This is a genomic window from Pseudomonas sp. PAMC 25886, from assembly GCF_000242655.1.
Taxonomy (GTDB): Bacteria; Pseudomonadota; Gammaproteobacteria; order Pseudomonadales; family Pseudomonadaceae; genus Aquipseudomonas.
This window is the reverse complement of record NZ_AHHC01000042.1, coordinates 24,541-42,371: the sequence shown is the minus strand read 5'-3', so window position 1 is coordinate 42,371 and position 17,831 is coordinate 24,541. Positions and strand designations below refer to the sequence as shown.

At 63.9% G+C, this 17,831-nt stretch carries 15 protein-coding genes; 4 read left to right on the top strand and 11 right to left on the bottom strand.

The genetic code is table 11. From position 1 onward, the window contains the following. The first annotated feature begins 103 nt into the window (after positions 1-103). On the top strand, positions 104-1,189 hold the full coding sequence (gene ptaA / locus MUM_RS0113065) for a pyoverdine biosynthesis transaminase PtaA (protein WP_010170324.1): 1,086 nt from the start codon (positions 104-106) through the stop codon (positions 1,187-1,189). 121 nt (positions 1,190-1,310) lie between these two features. Here the strand turns inward: ptaA and MUM_RS0113060 are convergent, their stop codons facing one another. The 10 genes from MUM_RS0113060 to MUM_RS0113015 form a co-directional block, all read right to left on the bottom strand. Then, positions 1,311-2,015 carry a hypothetical protein gene (locus MUM_RS0113060; RefSeq protein WP_010170322.1) on the bottom strand — a complete coding sequence of 235 codons (705 nt, stop codon included), beginning with the start codon at positions 2,013-2,015 and terminating at the stop codon, positions 1,311-1,313. Between the two features lie 73 nt (positions 2,016-2,088). After that, positions 2,089-2,586 carry a hypothetical protein gene (locus tag MUM_RS0113055; protein ID WP_010170320.1) on the bottom strand — a complete coding sequence of 166 codons (498 nt, stop codon included), beginning with the start codon at positions 2,584-2,586 and terminating at the stop codon, positions 2,089-2,091. Between the two features lie 69 nt (positions 2,587-2,655). Then, positions 2,656-3,141 carry a GNAT family N-acetyltransferase gene (locus tag MUM_RS0113050; protein ID WP_010170317.1) on the bottom strand — a complete coding sequence of 162 codons (486 nt, stop codon included), beginning with the start codon at positions 3,139-3,141 and terminating at the stop codon, positions 2,656-2,658. Positions 3,142-3,199: 58 nt separating this feature from the next. Next, the gene (locus MUM_RS0113045; protein ID WP_010170314.1) at positions 3,200-4,117 is read right to left on the bottom strand and encodes a CobW family GTP-binding protein; all 918 of its coding nucleotides are present in this window, start codon (positions 4,115-4,117) and stop codon (positions 3,200-3,202) included. Then, complete coding sequence (locus tag MUM_RS0113040; RefSeq protein WP_029615873.1) at positions 4,114-5,850, bottom strand: amidohydrolase; 1,737 nt, start codon at positions 5,848-5,850, stop codon at positions 4,114-4,116. Before MUM_RS0113040 ends, MUM_RS0113045 begins: the two co-directional genes overlap by 4 nt. 163 nt (positions 5,851-6,013) lie before the next feature. Then, the gene (locus MUM_RS0113035; protein WP_010170310.1) at positions 6,014-7,195 is read right to left on the bottom strand and encodes a pyridoxal phosphate-dependent aminotransferase; all 1,182 of its coding nucleotides are present in this window, start codon (positions 7,193-7,195) and stop codon (positions 6,014-6,016) included. Between the two features lie 27 nt (positions 7,196-7,222). Then, complete coding sequence (locus MUM_RS0113030; RefSeq protein WP_010170308.1) at positions 7,223-7,912, bottom strand: ABC transporter permease; 690 nt, start codon at positions 7,910-7,912, stop codon at positions 7,223-7,225. Positions 7,913-7,924: 12 nt separating this feature from the next. Beyond that, on the bottom strand, positions 7,925-8,638 hold the full coding sequence (locus MUM_RS0113025) for an ABC transporter permease (protein WP_010170306.1): 714 nt from the start codon (positions 8,636-8,638) through the stop codon (positions 7,925-7,927). An 18-nt stretch (positions 8,639-8,656) separates the two neighbouring features. Next, positions 8,657-9,430: a transporter substrate-binding domain-containing protein gene (locus MUM_RS0113020; protein WP_010170304.1), complete on the bottom strand. Its 774-nt coding sequence runs from the start codon at positions 9,428-9,430 to the stop codon at positions 8,657-8,659. Between the two features lie 46 nt (positions 9,431-9,476). Continuing rightward, positions 9,477-10,271, bottom strand: coding sequence for an ABC transporter ATP-binding protein (locus MUM_RS0113015; RefSeq protein WP_010170302.1), 795 nt, complete (start codon positions 10,269-10,271; stop codon positions 9,477-9,479). Positions 10,272-10,486: 215 nt separating this feature from the next. On the opposite strand from MUM_RS0113015, the gene MUM_RS0113010 reads away from it, so the two are divergent. The 3 genes from MUM_RS0113010 (at position 10,487) to MUM_RS0113000 (ending at position 15,412) form a co-directional block, all read left to right on the top strand. Next, positions 10,487-11,377, top strand: coding sequence for a LysR substrate-binding domain-containing protein (locus MUM_RS0113010; RefSeq protein WP_010170300.1), 891 nt, complete (start codon positions 10,487-10,489; stop codon positions 11,375-11,377). 116 nt (positions 11,378-11,493) lie between these two features. Continuing rightward, the gene (locus MUM_RS0113005) at positions 11,494-13,101 is read left to right on the top strand and encodes a 5-guanidino-2-oxopentanoate decarboxylase (RefSeq protein WP_010170298.1); all 1,608 of its coding nucleotides are present in this window, start codon (positions 11,494-11,496) and stop codon (positions 13,099-13,101) included. 286 nt (positions 13,102-13,387) lie between these two features. Then, positions 13,388-15,412, top strand: a complete 2,025-nt coding sequence (locus tag MUM_RS0113000; protein WP_010170296.1) for a c-type cytochrome — start codon at positions 13,388-13,390, stop codon at positions 15,410-15,412. Positions 15,413-15,561: 149 nt separating this feature from the next. Here the strand turns inward: MUM_RS0113000 and MUM_RS0112995 are convergent, their stop codons facing one another. Then, positions 15,562-17,580, bottom strand: a complete 2,019-nt coding sequence (locus tag MUM_RS0112995; RefSeq protein WP_010170294.1) for a TonB-dependent receptor — start codon at positions 17,578-17,580, stop codon at positions 15,562-15,564. Positions 17,581-17,831 lie beyond the last annotated feature (251 nt).

Sequence of the window (17,831 nt, the reverse complement as noted above, 5' to 3'; positions counted from 1 at the left end):
TGTTGGCCGGGTAAATCACCGGGTGTTTTCCTCGTCATACCCAATGGCAGGAACGGGGGCGAATCCCGCACCTGACGCTGCGAGCCGACAAGGAGAGGTCTTCATGGTCAACGTGAGTCGTCGTTCCCTGATCGCACTGGGCGCGGCCTTGCCCTTGCTGGGGCGTCTGGAGTGGGCTGAAGCGAGTCCGGCTGTGGCGGCGCCCGAGGTGCTGCTCAACTACAACGAAAGCCCCTACGGCCCTTCACCGGCTGCGCGGCAGGCGATGCAGCGCGGCATTGCCGCCTCGGGGCGCTACCCTTATCCGGACATGTACGCGCTGGTCGAGCAGTTTGCCAAACAACAGGGCATTCTGGAGGAGCAGGTGGCGGTGTTCGCCGGCTCCATGGCCGCGTTGCGTTACGCGGTGCTGGCGTTTACCAGCGAAACCCGCAGCCTGGTGATGGCCACGCCTTCCTACGAAGTACCGCGCGAGGCTGCCGAATCGCGCAAGGCCAAGGTGCACGAAGTAGACCTCACCGCCGATCACGCCCATGACCTTCCCGCCATGCTCGCCATTGACCGGCAGCCCGGCCTGATCTACCTCTGCAACCCGAACAACCCCACCGGGACCCTCACACCCGCCAAGGCCATCGAACAGGCCCTGGCGAACAAGCCCAAAGGCAGCATTTTGCTGGTGGACGAGGCCTATATCGACTTCAGCGATGCGCCCAGTTGCGTGGCGTGGGTCAGGGACCATGACGACTTGCTGGTGCTGCGTACGTTCTCGAAAATCTACGGCCTGGCCGGCGCGCGCCTGGGGCTGGCCATCGGTCATCCGGCGTTGCTGGAACAGTTGGCGGTGTATGGCGGGGATAACGTGCCGGCCGCCGCCAGCTTGCTCGCCGGCCGCGCCAGCCTCGCGGATACGCAACTGGTGCCTGCGCGCAAGGCGCTGAATACACGGTTGCGGGATGAAACGGTGGCGTGGCTAAAAAGCCGGGGATTCACCTGCACGGCGTCTCACAGCAACTGCTTCATGATTGACGTGCGCCGTCCGGCCGAACAGGTCATCGAGCAGTTGGGCGAACAGGGCGTGAAGATCGGGCGCGTGTGGAAAAACTGGCCGCAGTGGGTGCGGGTCACGGTGGGGAATGCTGACGAGATGCGGCGGTTTCGCGAGGCGTTTGCGGCTCAAGTCGTAGGCTGAATTCGCTGCGACGCAGACCCAATGTGGGAGCTGGGCTTGCCCGCGATGCAGGCACCTCGGTGTGTCAGTTGCAACGAGGTGATGCTATCGCAGGCAAGCCAGCTCCCACATTTACATCGGGTTACTGCTGGGCGATGCTGTAGCCCTCAAACGCGGTCTGCTGCTGCAGCGCCGTGATGATGCTTTTACGTGTCAGTGGCTGCTCGGCGCCCGAGTTATCCACAAAGGTTTCAACTTCCAGTTCCGCCTCGTCACCTTCACCGACAAAGCTGAAACCGAGGAACTCAAACGCTTCACGGTCGACATTCGGCTTGGAGCGCGGCGACCGCATCGGCAGGGTGACGCTGATGCCGTCCTTGCTGATGGCGAACACTTCCGCTTCCTTCTTCGGGCGGGAAGCCTTGCCTTTACCGGCGCTCGGGTTGCTGATGGCCTGGTGGGTCTGGTTCAGCACCTTGAGGGCCAAACCGTAGACCAGCTCCTGAAACTCCGGGTCGTCCTTGAAGCTGGACAGGATGCGGCTGATGGAGAATTTGCTGTTCAGGTCTTCGAGGGCGGCGTTGTCGGCGGCTTCGGCGTCCTTGAGCTGCTTGAGCTCGCCCATCAGGTCGTAGGCCTTGTCGTCGTCGAAAGCGTCGTGCGCCTGGCGGATGGCCACACGCAGTTCGCGGATCTGGTCGCTTTCCTTGGAGGTGTGGAACGCGTCCAGCACCATCTCGCTGATGGTCTTGGCCGCCGGCACGTGCTGTGAAAGATTGATGGCGTTTTCGTATTCAGCTTTGGACTGCAAGGCGACTACGGATTCTTCGGTACGGGAATCAGACATTGAAATTTCACTACTTCAGTAAACGGGGAGACGGGAAAAGCGTCGCGCATTTTCAGCGGGGAGGGGGATCAGGTCAAGGCAGCACAATGCCCTCATCGCGGCTGAATGACGCCAACGCCCGCCGCAGCTTGATCGCCCGCCCGCAAAACAGGCCCACCGTGAACCCCGCAGCCCCGCCCGCCAGGGCCAGCATTGGCGCGGTGCTCGACAGCAACGGATGCACGGCCTGTTGATAGCCGAGGTAATACTTCACGCCGAAGAACAATTGGGAGATCAGCAGGATTTTCCAGGTGCCGGGCAGCACCAGCGTGCTGCCATCGAGGCTTGCACCCCGGGCGGTGAACAGCGCCATCGCCAACAGGCTGCCGACGGCCGCACCGCCCAGCCAGCAGCCGATCGAGAGTGCCGAGTGTTCAATGGACATCAGCGACCAGATCACCAGCACCACCGGCAGGATAACCAGCGACCGGCGGGTTTCGCGGCTGCCGCGGGTGGCCTTGATCCCGTACCAGCAGATCCACAGATAAACGGCGTACACCCAAAGAGGCGTGCCCTGGAGAATGTCGAGCATAGTCAGCGTCCGTGCCTGATGAAGGAGGGCGTCGATAGTCGCCGGGCCACGAGGGGCTTGTCCATCGATTTAACCGAGGCGTTTGCCCATTTCGAAGGCGCGCTTTTCATAGCCCAACTCTTCGTACAGGCGTTGGGCCGGTTCGTTGAAGGCCCAGACGGTCAGGCGCAAATCACCGGCGCCCTGGCGGACCGCCCAGCGCTCGGCGAGTGCCATCAGCTCACGGCCAATGCCCTGGCCGCGCTGGGCCTCCAGCACGCATACCGAGCCGATCCGGGCGACGCGCAGCGGCTGCAGCAACGGGCTGGCCGTCTCGATGATTTGCACGGTGATAAACCCGACGCCCGTACCCTGCAACTCTGCCAGAAACACCGCCTGGACCCGGCTGGTGAGGCAGGGCCGCCAATGGGACTGGTCGCGCTCCACCTGGTCGGTGGCGTCACGGTAGATATCGGGCCGTTCCTGGTGGTGCAGGCGGTTCAACGGCTGGCCGAGCACGCACAGGGTGTGCAGGTCATCCAGGTGGGCCTGGCGATAGGTCAATCCTTGGGACATGCTGCTCCTTTGAAACGAACCGGGAAGGGAGCGTCTTTATGCCTGTTGTCCACAGGCATCACAAGCCTTGCAGGGCACTCAGCTGAGCTTCCAGCCCTTCACGCAAGCCACTGCCGCGCCGGGCGATAAACACCAGTTGCACCGCGAGCTCCGGCGCTTGCCCGTTGGCCAGGGTGAACTGGCTGCGACTGCCCACGTGTTGCAGCCAGAACGGTTGGTCGTTGCCTTGCAAATGCACCAGGCCCTTGAGCCGGAACAGGTCCTTGGGCAGTTGCCCCAGCCAGTCGCGCAAGGCTTTGGCGGGCAGCGGCTGGTTGCCCTGCCACACCCAGCTTTCAAACAGTTGGTCATGGCGCGGCAGCACCGGGCTCAGGCCGTTGCGCTCGCCGCGCTCACCCAGCAGCAGGGCGTCCGGCACCATCGCCTGCACCGTGCTCAGCACCCGTGCCCGGCCACCGATCTCGGCACGCAGGGTTTCCAGTTCAGCGGCGCTGACCAGGTCGGCCTTGTTCAGCAACACTAGGTCGGCGCAGGCCACCTGGGCCCGGGACAGCCGTGCGAACTCGCCTTCCAGGGCGCGGTAACCGCTGGCGTCCACCAGGGTGATCACCGTGTCCAGATGCAACTGCGCCTTGAGCTGTGGATAACCCAGGGTCTGCACAATGCGTTGCGGGTCGGACACGCCGCTGCACTCGATGACGATCCGGTCCAGGCGCGGGCGCATCTGCGTCAGGCTTACCAGTTGCGCCAGCAGGTCTTCCTGCACGGTGCAGCAGATGCAGCCGTTCTGCAGGCTGACCACCGCGTCGGTGACTTCGGCGATGATCGCGGCATCGATGTTCAGCTCGCCAAAATCATTCACGATCACCGCCATGCGCCCGTACTGCGGCTGCTGGGCCATGCGGTTGAGCAGGGTGGTCTTGCCGGCGCCGAGGAACCCGGCGACCACCGTCACCGCGATGCTCGCGGCGTTCATTCGATCACCGGTGGCAGGCCTTGCCACACCGCTTGCATCGAGGTGTCGGCAAAGGTGCCGAGGCGGTCGTACACCGGGCGACCTTCGACAAACGTCAGTTGCACCTGGGTCTGGTGGATGTAGTTGCGTGCAGGCTCGGCGAACAGATCGCGGTCGAGCACGATCAGGTCGGCCGACTTGCCCACTTGCAGGCTGCCGGTGGTGTGTTCCAGGCCCATGGCGTGGGCGCCGTTGAGGGTCGCCACTTGCAGCGCCTGTTCGAGGGTGATCGGCTCACCGAAGCATTCCGGCTCCTGGTTCCACGGGTTCTGGCGGGTGACCATGGTTTCCAGGGCCAGCCACGGGTCGATCGACGCCACCGGCCAGTCGGTGCCCATCACCGCCAGGCCGCCTTCGGCCAGTACGCCTTTGAAGTCGTAGATGCGCTTGAGACGCTCCTGGCCATAACCGCTGCGCGCGCCGCTGGCGAAGGGCGTCGGGTACCAGGCGGCCGGGGAAAATTCGGCGATCACGTTCAGGGCCTTGAAGCGCTTGAGGTTGCCCGGGTGCAGCAACGTGCTGTGGGCACACTGGTGACGAATCCCGCTGTCACCATTGACCCGCCGGGCTTCGGCCACCGCATCCAGGAACACGTCGGAGGCGCCGTCGCCGGTGCAGTGGGCGATCACCCGCAGGCCGCGACGGTCCATGTCCACCACCATGTCGGTGATGTGTTCCGGGGTCAGGTTGAGCTTGCCGCGCCACGTGGAATTGGCTTCCCAGGGAGTCATCAGGTACGAGGATTTTGGCTCCACGGTGCCGTCGAAGTGGAACTTCACCGCGTTCGCATTGAGCCGGGCGCTGCGGTAGTAGTGACGCTCGCCGCCGAGCAATTCCCAGCGCCGGCGCACCGGGAAAATATCATCCTGCCAACTGATGGCGGCTTCCACCCGCAGGGTCAGTTCGCCGGCGTCATCCAGTTCCTTGAGGGCGTCCAGGCGCCGCTCGCAGACGTGCACGTACTTGGTCGCCGTTACCCCACGGGAGCTTTGGAAATGCACACCATCGCGATAGGCGCGGCGCAGTACGTCCACCGGGGTTGGCGGCATGGCGGCGTGGATCAGCGCGTAGGCGCCGTCGATCAGCAGGCCGGTGGGCTCGCGGTTGAGTTCGTCGCGCTCCATGTAGCCGTTGCGCGGGTCGGCGGTGTGGCGGTCGATGCCGGCCAGTTCCAGGGCTTTGGAGTTGACCATCATGGTGCCCCACATCCGGTCGAGCAGGGCCACCGGTCGGTCCGGCATGATGCTGTCGAGCCAGTCGCGGCCGGGCGTCAGCCCCGCTTCGCGGAAGGTGTAGCGCACCCAGTATTGGCCGTAGATCCAGCCGTTGCCCGGGTGGCTGTCGGCGTAGGCGTGGATCGCCGCCGCCAGTTGCTCCGGGGTCGGGTCTTCGAGGCCCACGTCCAGGTCATCGCTGTAGCGCGGGGCCAGTGCCAGGTCGGGGTGGGTGTGCATGTCGTGCAGGCCCGGCATGCAGAACGCGCCTTGCAGGTCGTGCTGGCGGGTGTGCGGGCCGATCAGGCTTTGCACGTCTGCGAAGGTGCCCACGGCGATCAGGCGCCCGTCGCGAATCGCCACGGCCTCGGCCCACGGCTGGGCCGGGTCGAGGGTGTAGAGGCGAGCGTTGTGCAGCACCAGGTCGGCGTGAGGGCTGACGGCGGAGTGGGTGGAATTGAATTGGTCGGAAGCAGTCACGGGGTAAACCTCGATATTCAAAGCGGCGACGATCAACTGTGGGACCTGGCTTGTGTGGGAGCCGGGCTTGCCCGCGATAGGATCACCTCGGTGTTACTGAGAAACCGAGGTGCTTGCATCGCAGGCAAGCCAGCTCCCACAGTGATTGGGTTTCGTCAGTGGATCAGCGATTGGCCCGCAGGCCCTGAACAAACCCGGCAATGCGCTGGCAGGCGTCCTTGAGGGTGTCATCGGCGACGGTGAAGGAGATCCGCACAAACCCCTCGGCGCTGGCGCCAAAGGCCTGGGCGTCGAGCACCGAGACGCCGGTGGCACGGAACAGTTGCCAGGCGAAGTCCATGCTGGTCAGCCCGGTGCGGCGCACGTCCACCAGCATGAACATCCCGGCCTGGGGCACGCGGCAGTCCAGGTCGGTGATCGCGCTCAAGCCTTGCACCACCAGGTCACGCCGCCGGCGATACACCGCCCGTGCATCGCTGACCACCGCATCATCCACGTCCAGCGCCTTGATCGCGGCTTCCTGGATAAACCCCGGCAGGCCGTAGAGCATGCACAGCAGCAGGTTATCCAGATGCCCGATCAGGGGTTTGGGCCCCACCACCCAGCCCACGCGCCAGCCGGTCATGGCGTGGGTTTTCGACAGGCTGTTGAGCACCACGGTGCGCTCGGCCATGCCCGGCAACGAGGCGATGCTCAGGTGTTCATGGTCGTAGGTGATCTGCCCGTAGACTTCATCGGAGATCACCCACAGGTCGTATTGGCGCGCCACCTCGGCGACCATTTCCAGCTCTTCACGGCTGTAGACGTTGCCGGTCGGGTTGCAGGGCGTGGCCAGGGCGATGCCCCGGGTCTTGTCGGTGATCGCCGCTTCCAGCGCGGCGCGGGTCAGGCGAAAGCCGTTGGCCGCCGGTTGCTCGATGGTCGCAATGCGCGCCCCGGAGGCGTGGATGCAGGCCTCGTAGGTCAGGTACATCGGCTCCGGCACCAGCACTTCATCGCCATGGCTGAACAGGCACAACGAGGCGGCAAACAAACCGTTCTGCGCGCCGGCCACCAGCGCCACATTGTCTGCGTGCACCGCAACGCCTTGCAGCCGGCTTTGCTTGATGGCGATCGCTTCGCGCAGGGCCGGGCGGCCGAGCACGTGGGTGTAGTGGGTGTCGCCGGCGCGCAGGGCGTCGACGGCGGCTTCGCAAATCGCGCTGTCGGTGGCGAAGTCCGGGTCGCCCACGCTGAGCACGATCACGTCCTCGCCACGGCCCCGGGCCTCGACGGCCGCGTAGTGAATATCCCAGGCGCTGACGGACTCGCCGCTAATGCGTTCGACAAACGGGGAATAACGCATCCTTGTTCTCCTTAAAGCAAAGTTGATTCAAGCCTGGCGCTGCGGGACTTTGCCCCAGCGCGAGAAGCCGTGTTCGATCACGAACGCCAACACAATGTAGATCAGCGCCACCGCCAGCAGCGGCTCATACACGCGCAAGGTCTGCGCCCGCACCAGGTTGGCGGCCCCCAGCAAGTCGGTGACGGCCACGGTGGAGGCCAGCGCGGTGGCCTTGAGCAGCAGCACCGTCTCGCCCACCAGGGTGGGCTTGACCAGCTCCAGGGCACGGGGCAACCAGACCCGGCGCAGCACCATCATTCGCTTCATGCCATAGGCCCGCGCGGCTTCCAGCTCACCCTTGGGCACGGCCCGCAAGGCGCCGCGCAGCACTTCGCCGACGTAGGCGCCCACACACAAAATCAGCGCCAGGGCCACGTACCAGAAGCCTTCGCGCAGGTATGGCCAGAGAAAACTGCCGCGAATCAGCGGGTAGCTGGCGAACACACTGCCCACGCCGTAGTACAGGATGTAGATCTGCACCAGCAGCGGCGTGCCGCGAAACACGGCGGTGTAGGCGCGCAACGGGCCGCTGATCAGCGGGTTGGACGACAAGCGCCCCAACGCCACCAGCACCGCGAGTGCAAAGCCGAAGATGCCCGACAGCACCAGCAACTTCAGGGTGATGCCGAGGCCGTGCAGCAGCTCGCCGGCAAAACTGTTGATCCAGGAAAAGTCCATCCGCCGTGCTCCTCAGTGCTGTGGCATCCAGCGGTTGATCCGGCGCTCGAACACCCGGAACGCGCCGTTGGAAATCAGCGTGATGACGAAATACACCGCCGCCACCGCCAGGTAGAACACCAGGTAATGCTTGGTGGAGCCCGCCGCCTGCTTGCCCACGGAGAGCAATTCGCTGTAGCCGACGATGCTGATCAATGCGCTGTCCTTGACCAGCACCAGCCACAGGTTCGACAGGCCGGCCATGGCAAACGGCAACATGCTCGGCAGCAGCACCCGGCGCAGCAGCAACCAGCGTTCGATCCCGAAGGCGCGCGCCGCTTCAATCTGCCCCGCCGGAATCGCCTGGATCGCGCCGCGAATAATCTCGGCCGAATACGCACCTTGCACGATCCCCAGCACCAGCACGGCCGCGGCAAACCCGTTGACCGTGACGCTGTCGCGGCCCATGGCGGCCATGGTGATGTTCAGCAGGTCGGTGCCCGCGTAGTACAGCAGCAGAATCAGCAGCAACTCCGGCACCGCGCGGTACAGCGTGGTGTAGGCGTTGGCCAGGCGCACCAGCCAGCGCGGGCCCTTGAGTTTGATCATGGCCACCAGCAAGCCGATGGCCAGGCCCAGCACAAAGGCTCCGGCGGAGATCTGCAGGGTCACCACTGCACCCTGGAGCAGGGCGTGAAGCCAGCCGTCGGCGACGAACAGCTGGGAGAGTTCGGACAAAGAAATCATGAGTTTTTCCGCCGGGTGTTACTGCGCAGAGATGTCGACGCTGAAGTAGCGGCTGCGAATCTTGTCGTAAGTGCCGTCGGCCTTCATTGCTGCCAGCGCGCTGTTGAGTTGCTGCTTGAGGGCGTCGTCACCCTTGCGCACCGCTGCACCGATGCCCGAACCGAACAGCGGGTCTTTCGGCGCCAGGCCCTTGTCGGCCAGGCCGCTGCCGCCGGAGGACTTGAGCAGCGGCTCGATGGTCAGCGCGTCGGCCAGCATCACGTCGATGCGCCCGCTTTGCAGGTCGGCGGTCATGTCGTCCTGGGTGGTGTAGTAGCGCAGGGTCGAGCCCTTGGCGTAGTAGGCCTTGAGGTAGGTGGCGTTGGAGGTCGAGCCTTGTACGCCGATGACTTTGCCTTTGAGGCCTTCGGGGGTAGTGGTCAGGTCCAGGCTGGCATCGGCCACCCACATGGCCGGCGTCTGGTAGTACGGCGCGGTGAAGTCGACGACCTTTTCACGCTCTTCGGTGATGCTCATGGAGTTGAGGATCACGTCGATCTGCTTGGAGGTCAGCGCCGGGATCAGCCCGTCCCAGGACACTTCCTTGAGCGGGCACTGGGCTTGCAGGCGCTCGCACAAGGCCTTGATCAGCTCCGGCTCGAAACCGCTCCAGGCGCCATTGCCGGCTTTCTCGGAGAACGGCGGGTAAGGTTCCAGGGCGATACCGAAGACGATTTTTTCGGCGGCCACGGCGCTGTGGGCGGCGAGCGCGAACAGGCAGCCGGCGGTGAGAGTCTTGATCAGCTTTTGCATGGGATTACCCTGTTTGAGTTGTTTTTGGGGGGCAGTGTTGGAGCGATCAAACGCGATTGTCCTGGGCCATGACGAACTGGCGGCAGCGCTCGCTATCAGGATTCTGGAAGACTTTTTGTGGCGTGCCTTCTTCTTCTACCAAGCCCTGGTGCAGGAACATCACCTTGCTCGACACGTCGCGGGCGAAGGCCATTTCGTGGGTGACGAGGATCATGGTGCGGCCTTCTTCGGCGATGCCCTGGATGACCTTGAGCACTTCGCCCACCAGCTCCGGGTCGAGGGCCGAGGTGGGTTCATCCATCAGCAGCACCCGGGGGCGCATGGCCAGGGCACGGGCGATGGCCACGCGCTGTTGCTGGCCGCCGGAGAGAAAGGCGGGGAAGGCATCGCGCTTGTCCGCCAGGCCGACTTTTTCCAGCAGGTGTTCGCCGTGGGCGATGGCGTCCTTGCGGTCTTCGCCGAGCACGTACACCGGCGCTTCGATGACGTTTTCCAGCACGGTGCGGTGGGGCCACAGGTTGAAACTCTGGAACACCATCGACAGTTGGGTGCGCAGCCGCGCCACTTGGTCGGGGTCAGCGATTCGCGGGTTGCCGGCGCGGTCTTTTTTCAGCCGCACTTCTTCGCCGTTGATGCGCAGGCTGCCGCTGCACGGGATCTCCAGCAGGTTGATGCAGCGCAGCAGGGTGCTTTTGCCCGAGCCGCTGGAACCGATCAGCGACACCACTTCGCCTTCGTTGGCGCGCAGGGAGATGCCTTTGAGAACGTGGTGTGCGGCGTAGCTCTTGTGCAGAGCGTCGATGGCGACCACCGGGGTGACGGAATTGGGCTGCGCGTGCAAGGGTTATCCCTCTTGTTTTTGTAAGGTAAGCGGCCTCACGGGGGCGCCGTGATGGAGGTCGAGAATAGCTACTGGCCCTTTGAGGTCAATCGAGGATTTTTCGCCCGACCTTGAAATTTAATTCAACTGTCCTGCTGAAAACTTCCCGGCGCTGTGGCTATGTCTGGCGGTGGATAACGGCTATGGTGCGCAAAAATACCCGCCGGTGAAGACCTATGCGCTACCCCTCCATGACCGCCTTGCGGGCGCTGGACGCGGTGGCTCGGCTGGGCAGCGTGTCGGACGCTGCCACCGAGCTGAACCTGACCCCCAGCGCCATCAGCCACCAGATCAAGAGCCTGGAGCAGACGTTGGGGTTTGCCCTGACCGAGCGCACCGGGCGTAGCATTCGCATCACCTGGCAGGGCGAGCGCTATGCCCGGGACATCCACCTGCTGCTGGCGAATATCCTCGAAGCCGGGCAGCGCTTTGACGGCCAGCAGGTCAGCGGGCGCCTGTGCATCAGCAGCCCGGCGGGGTTTGCGACGTATTGGTTGTGCACCCACATTGCGGATTTCCAGGCGCTGTACCCGCAGGTGGAATTGCACCTGATTTCCCCTCGTACGCCAGACGACACCAGCGACCAGAACGCCGACCTGTTCGTGGCCTACGGCATGGGCGACTGGCCGAACCAGCATGTGCAGAAGATTGTGTCGTTGCGTTATTTCCCGGTGTGCAGCCCGCGCCTGGTCAACACCATGGGCGGGCTCAAGACCCCGGAAAACCTGGTGGGCGCGCCGTTGCTGCACATGATCGACTACTCCGACTGGCGCGTGTGGCTGGCTGCCGCCGGGGCGCCGAATGTGGACGTGCAGCGCGGCATCGTGTTTGCCGATGCGCATTTTGTGCAGTCGGCGTGCATTGCCAGCCAGGGGATTGCCATGGGCGACAACCTGATCAGCGGCGAGGCATTGGCCAAGGGCTGGCTGGTGCGGCCGTTCGAGACCGAGATCGAGTCCAATCGCGGGTATTACCTGGTGGCCGATCACCAGAAGGTCGAGCGCCCGGTGGTGCAGGCGTTTGGGGAGTGGGTGAAGTTGCAGTTGGGCAGCGGTTTACTCAGTTGAGGGCATGACCTGTGAATTTTTTTCGGCAGTGGTGGTGAAATTTTTCGATTGTTGCGCCTCCTTGCGCGCCCTATGGTCCCGCACATCGACACAGAACAATAAAAAAGGAGTGAGCAATGACCACCTGTGCCCAGTCACTGGTGCGCCTGCTGGAAGGGTATGGCGTAGACACCGTCTTCGGCATCCCCGGCGTGCACACCGTTGAACTCTACCGTGGCCTGCACGGCAGCCGCCTGCGCCATATCAGCCCGCGCCACGAGCAGGGCGCCGGCTTCATGGCTGACGGTTACGCCCGGGCCAGTGGCAAGCCCGGCGTGTGTTTCATCATCACCGGCCCGGGCATGACCAACATCCTCACGGCCATGGGCCAGGCCTACGCCGACTCGATCCCGATGCTGGTGATTTCCACCACCAACCGCCGCGAACACCTGCGCCTGGGCCACGGCCACCTGCACGAACTGCCGGACCAGCGCGCGATGGTCGCCGGCGTGTGCGCCTTCAGCCACACCCTGCAATCCCCGGCGCAACTCCCGGAAATCCTCGCCCGGGCCTTTGCCGTTTTCAAATGTGCACGCCCGCGCCCGGTGCACCTGGAAATCCCGCTGGACGTGCTGGACATGCCCGCTGTCGACCTCAACCTGATGCCCCGCAGCTTGCCCGGCGCGCCGGCTCCGGCACCGGCCTCGCTGGCCGCCGCTCTGCGGTTGCTCAACGAAGCACGCCGCCCGTTGATCCTCGCCGGTGGCGGTGCCCGGGACTGCGCCCAGGTGTTGCAACAACTCGCCGAGCGCCTCCAGGCACCGGTGGCGCTGACCACCAATGCCCGTGGCTTGCTGCCGATGAATCACCCGCTGTTGCTGGACGGCGTGCAGTCATCCCGTCATGGCCGTTCGCTGTTTGACGAGGCCGATGTGATCCTCGCGGTGGGCACCGAACTGGGAGAAACCGACTACGATTTCTTCGGCCTCGGCCCGCTGAAATTCAAGGCGCCGCTGATTCGCCTGGACATCGACCCGATGCAAGTCATGGGCGTGCAACGGGCCCATGTCGGCCTGGTGGGCGATGCCCGCGAAGGCTTGCAGGCGCTGCTGGAACAGGTCGCCCCACAAGCCTCGTCCGGCAGTTGGGCGCAGGATGGCGTGCAACGGGTCAACCGGATCGAGCGCGACAGCTGGAATGCCAAGCAACAGGGCCTGCAAGGCTTGCTCGACCTGCTGCGCGACAGCCTGGTGGACCCGTTGATCGTCGGCGATTCAACCCAGCCGGTGTATCAGGGCGCGGTGGGTTACCAGGCGCCGGCCGCCAACAGCTGGTTCAACGCCGGCACCGGCTACGGCACCCTCGGCTACGGCTTGCCGGCGGCCATCGGCGCGAAACTGGCCAGGCCCGAACGCCCGGTGGTGGCGCTGGTGGGCGACGGCGGCATGCAGTTCTCCTGCGCCGAACTGATCGCCGCCCGCGAGGCCGATGTGGGCGTGATCATGGTGCTGTGGAACAACCAGTGCTACGGCGAGATTCGCGACTACATGGAAGCGCGGGAAATACCGCCGCTGGGGGTCGATATCATGACCCCGGACTTTGCTGCCATGGCCCGCAGTTTCTATATCGCCCATCACGCGGTGGATACCCCACAGGCCTTGCACTCCTTGCTGCAGGAGCTGGCCGGCACCCGCCAGCCGGTGATGATCGAACTCGACGCCGCCCGCTACCTGAAAAACGCCTGATCCTCTGAAACACCGCAGATCAACTGTGGGAGCTGGCTTGCCTGCGATGGCATCACCTCGGTGTAACTGATGTACCGAGTCGTCTGCATCGCGGGTAAGCCCGGCTCCCACAGGTGTGTGATCCCTCCTGGCCCTGACCCACATCAAGGGCCGCGCGCAAAAAATCCGCTACAACGAAGCTGGGGCTGACCATGCCCCGGTTATCCGCCTGATGACCCAATAAAAACGATTGCAGACCTGCGCCGAGGGGACCACCCCAGGCCCGGGTTATTAAAGGAATAGTGCGATGATTTTTCCCCTGTCACGTCTGGGCCTTGTGGGGGTGATGCTGTGTCTGTCTCTTCCCCTGCACGCCAACGAAGCCGACCCCACGCTGATCGAACAGGGCAAATACGTTGCCCAACTGGGCGACTGCATCGCCTGCCATACCGCCAAACAGGGCGCGCCAATGGCCGGCGGGCTGGAACTGAGCACGCCGATGGGCACGATTTATTCGAGCAACATCACCCCCGATCGCGACACCGGCATCGGCCAGTACAGCTTCGAGCAGTTCGACCGGGTGATGCGTGAAGGCGTGACGCCGGCGGGGCAGAACCTGTACCCGGCGATGCCGTATCCGTCCTACGCGAAGATGAGCGAAGGTGACATGCGCGCCCTGTTCGCCTACCTGATGCAGGGCGTGGAGGCGGTGAACAAACCGAACCTGGAGGCCGAGATGGGTTTCCCGTTCAACCAGCGCTGGGGCCTGGCGTTGTGGAATTTTGCGTTCCTGGACAAGCAGCCGTTTGCGCCGGACCCGGCCAGGGATGAGGTGGTGAACCGTGGCGCGTATCTGGTCCAGGGCCTGGGGCATTGCGGTTCCTGCCACACACCGCGCGGCATCGCGTTCCAGGAAAAGGCCATGAGCGATGCCGGGCGCAGCGGCCAGCATTACCTAGCCGGGGAGACTGTGGAGCATTGGCGCGCCTTGAGCCTGCGCAACCTGTGGACCGTGGACGACACCGTGCAATTGCTCAAGACCGGGCAGAACCGTTTTGCCACGGTCTCGGGCAACATGGCGGATGTGATTCATCACAGCACCCAGCATTTCACCGACACCGACTTGACGGCTATCGCGACCTATTTGAAATCCCTGCCGCCGGGCAAGGACGACCTGCCGATGCCCGCCGTGGCCCACGAGCCTGCAGCGCCACCCAAGGACCTGTTTACCAGCCGTGGCGGCCTGGGCTACATGCAGTTTTGCAGTGACTGCCACCGCAGCGACGGCGGCGGGGTAAAGGGCTTGTTCCCGAGGCTGGCGGGCAACCCGGGCGTTGCTTCGAACAACCCGACGTCAGTGCTGCACATCACCCTTACTGGCTGGGAAACCGCTGAAACGGCGACCCATCCACGGGTCTACACCATGCCTGGGTTTGCCCGGCTGGCGGACCAGGAAATCGCTGAAATCCTCAGCTTTGTGCGCAGCAGTTGGGGCAACGAAGGCACGCCCATCACGGTTGCCCAGGTGAAGAAAATGCGCGGGCAGCTCAACCCGGTCACCACCGATTCTTCCGCGTTCGAAACCCCGCGCCTGGCTGAATTGCTGGCGGCGCCGAATGCCGATCAAGTGGTACGCGGCATGCGCTTGCACCTGCAAACCAAGCAACTGCTGCCCGATAACGTTGGCAACGCGCTGAACTGCACCAGTTGCCATCTCAACGCAGGCACCGTGGCCGACGGTTCGCCGTTTGTGGGCGTCTCGGCGTTTTTCCCCGGCTATGCGCCGCGTGCGGGCAAGGTGGTGAGCCTGCAAGAGCGGATCAACGGCTGCTTCCGGCGCTCGATGAATGGCACGCCGTTGCCACCGGAATCGGCGGAGATGCAGGCGATGGTGGCGTACTTCGACTGGATGAAAAACAACACTAAACCGCAAGACAAAGTGGCGGGGCGCGGGGTCGGCAAGGTCGACCCTGCGATCAAGCCGGACATGGAGAATGGCAAGCAGGTGTACGCCAGGCAGTGCGCGGTGTGCCATGGTGACAACGGCCAGGGTTTGACACGGGCGGATGGCGAACCGGTGTACCCGCCGTTGTGGGGCGAGCAGTCGTTCAATATCGGAGCGGGGATGGCGCGGCTGTACACGGCGGCGGCGTTCGTCAAGCGCAACATGCCGATCGGGTTCCACGAGAAATTCCCGTTGGGGCAGGGTGGGCTGTCGGATCAGGAGGCGGTGGATGTGGCGGCGTACTTCTCCCAACAACCTCGCCCGGATTTCCCGGACAAGGTGAAGGACTGGCCCAAGGGCAGTAAGCCGGTGGATGCGCGGTACTAGTTAAGCGTTAACACCGGGACTGTAGCAAAGGTGCTTATTGTGGCGAGGGAGCTTGCTCCCGCTGGGCTGCGCAGCGGCCCCAAAATAGTGGGAGCGCTACGCACTCCAGCGGGAGCAAGTTCCCTCGCCACAGAGGTTTCAATCAGCTTTTAAAAGGTGGTACGCAGACCGACCTGCACACTCCGGCCCGGTGCCGGAGCAATATCCCGCAGGATCGAACTGGCATAGCGCACGGTCTGGTTCGTCAGGTTCTCGCCGTTCACAAACGCCAGCCACTGGCTGCCGCCCACATTGAAGCGGTAGCCGGCGCTGGCGCCCAGGGTGGTGTAGCCGTCGGTGCCGCTTTCGTTATCCGGTACCCGGCCTTGACCTGCTGCGTGTTCAACGTCGATCCGCGCCTGCCAACGATCCAGTTCCCACAACAAACCGCTGTTCAAACGCAACGGCGCAATCCGGGGCAGCGCTTCACCCGTGTCCAGGTTGGTCGCACGGGTGTAGTCGCCCGACAGCTCCAGCGCGAACTTGCCGTAGGCACCTTCTCCCAGCTTGATGTGGTCCTGGGCTTCAAACCCTGCGAAACGCGCACGCACGCCGGAGTATTTGTACTCAGGGATGCCGCCGGCGTCTTCCTCGCCTTCGTCATTCAGGGTACGACCGCTGCCCAGCAGGCCGATGTAGTTGGAGAAGTGGCTGTAGAACACCCCGAAGCTGCCCTTGTGGGTGCCGTTGTCAAAGCGCAGTGCCAGGTCGCTGGACACGGCTTTTTCCTTCGACAGGTTGGCGTCGCCCAGTTCATAGGTGCCGGTGGCGACGTGGGCGCCGTTGGCATACAGCTCGTAGAAGGTCGGGGCGCGTTCGGTGTAGCCGAGGGTGGCGGCCAGCGACCAGATTGGCGTCAGGGTATACACCGCGCCGGACGACAGGCTGCCGGCAGTGAAGTCGGCGGATTTGTTGGCATTGGCGAAGCGCGCGTTGCCTTTGCCGTCCGGGTCGACGTTGGTGTGTTCCAGGCGTCCGCCGAGGCTTAGCTTGAGGCGGTCGGTGGCCTGCATTTCTTCGAGGATAAACAGCGCGCCGGCATTGGTGTCGGTCTGCGGCACGAAGGCTTCTTCACCCAGGGCCGAGAATTCATTGCGGCTGACTTGCGCGCCCACCACGCCGTTGAACGGCCCGATCGGCAAGTGCCGGGCTTCCACGCGGGCTTCGTAGCCCTTGTTCTTGAAGGTGGTGCCGGTTTCGCCGCCTTCGATTTCCATGTGCTTGTAGTCGGTATAACCGGCGTCGAGTTTGACCGAGGTGAACGGCCCTTGCAGGTTACGGATCTCGGACGCGAAGGCGTAGTGATCCTGCTTCATGCGGATGCGCACATCCTGCTCGGCCGGGGAGCCGTAGTTGCTGTCGTAGTTGCTGTAGGACAGCCCGGCGTAACCGTCGTCCCACGTGTAGGAACCGCCGACCGAGCCGCCGTCCTGACGCCCGTTGCTGTTGCCCAGGCGACCGTTCTTGCCTTCACCGTCTTCGCTTTCCGGCGCATGGCGGCTGCGGGCAAAACCGGGGATTTTCAGGTCGTTGAATTCCCGCGCGTTGGCATCCAGGTGCAAGGCGAAGCTGCCGTTGCCGGCCTCCAGTTTGCCGGCGCTGCTGCGGGTGGTGTCGGCGCCGCCGTAGCGCAATTCACCGGCACCGTGAATGCCCTCAATGGCCTCGGTGGGGATGCGGTTGTCGAAGGTGTTCACCACGCCACCAATGGCGCTGCCGCCATACAGCAGGGCGGCCGGGCCGCGCACGATTTCGATGCGGTCGACGTTGACCGGGTCCAGCGGCACCGCGTGGTCATAGGACAGCGACGAAGCGTCCAGCGCGCCGACGCCGTTGCGCAGGATGCGAATGCGGTCGCCGTCCTGACCACGAATGATCGGCCGGCTGGCACCCGGGCCGAAGTACGAGGACGACACGCCGGGTTGCTTGTTCAGGGTTTCACCCAGGCTGCCTTTTTGTTGCAGGGTCAGGTCATCGCCTTCCAGCACGGTGGTGGGCGAGGCGAGGGTTTCGCTGCCCAGCGGGTTGCCGGTGATGACTTGGGGTTGCAACTCCAGGGCGTTGGCCTGGGAGGTGATCAACAGGGCGGCGGCCAGCGGGGTGAGGCGCCAGAGAGAAGAGAGGGACATCGGTCGTTCCTTGGCAAACGGCAAAAAGAGAAGGCTGAAAACGGTAAGGGATTCGATACCCCTTGATAGTTATCGTTACAATATAACATCACTTTTTTCCCTGCCAAGGGGAACTTTTCCCAAACCCTGCTCGATCATTCCCACTCTGATCGTTCCCACGCTCTGCGTGGGAATGCATCCCGTGACGCTCTGCGTCACCATTGCGCAGGGCAAAAAATCGCGTCGACCGCAGGACGCAGAGCGTCCAATTC

Coding starts and splice junctions, on each gene's coding strand:
- ptaA (WP_010170324.1), top strand. CDS start 104: ATGGTCAACGTGAGTCGTCGTTCCCTGATCGCACTGGGCGCGGCCTTG.
- MUM_RS0113060 (WP_010170322.1), bottom strand. CDS start 2,015: ATGTCTGATTCCCGTACCGAAGAATCCGTAGTCGCCTTGCAGTCCAAA.
- MUM_RS0113055 (WP_010170320.1), bottom strand. CDS start 2,586: ATGCTCGACATTCTCCAGGGCACGCCTCTTTGGGTGTACGCCGTTTAT.
- MUM_RS0113050 (WP_010170317.1), bottom strand. CDS start 3,141: ATGTCCCAAGGATTGACCTATCGCCAGGCCCACCTGGATGACCTGCAC.
- MUM_RS0113045 (WP_010170314.1), bottom strand. CDS start 4,117: ATGAACGCCGCGAGCATCGCGGTGACGGTGGTCGCCGGGTTCCTCGGC.
- MUM_RS0113035 (WP_010170310.1), bottom strand. CDS start 7,195: ATGCGTTATTCCCCGTTTGTCGAACGCATTAGCGGCGAGTCCGTCAGC.
- MUM_RS0113030 (WP_010170308.1), bottom strand. CDS start 7,912: ATGGACTTTTCCTGGATCAACAGTTTTGCCGGCGAGCTGCTGCACGGC.
- MUM_RS0113025 (WP_010170306.1), bottom strand. CDS start 8,638: ATGATTTCTTTGTCCGAACTCTCCCAGCTGTTCGTCGCCGACGGCTGG.
- MUM_RS0113020 (WP_010170304.1), bottom strand. CDS start 9,430: ATGCAAAAGCTGATCAAGACTCTCACCGCCGGCTGCCTGTTCGCGCTC.
- MUM_RS0113010 (WP_010170300.1), top strand. CDS start 10,487: ATGCGCTACCCCTCCATGACCGCCTTGCGGGCGCTGGACGCGGTGGCT.
- MUM_RS0113005 (WP_010170298.1), top strand. CDS start 11,494: ATGACCACCTGTGCCCAGTCACTGGTGCGCCTGCTGGAAGGGTATGGC.
- MUM_RS0113000 (WP_010170296.1), top strand. CDS start 13,388: ATGATTTTTCCCCTGTCACGTCTGGGCCTTGTGGGGGTGATGCTGTGT.
- MUM_RS0112995 (WP_010170294.1), bottom strand. CDS start 17,580: ATGTCCCTCTCTTCTCTCTGGCGCCTCACCCCGCTGGCCGCCGCCCTG.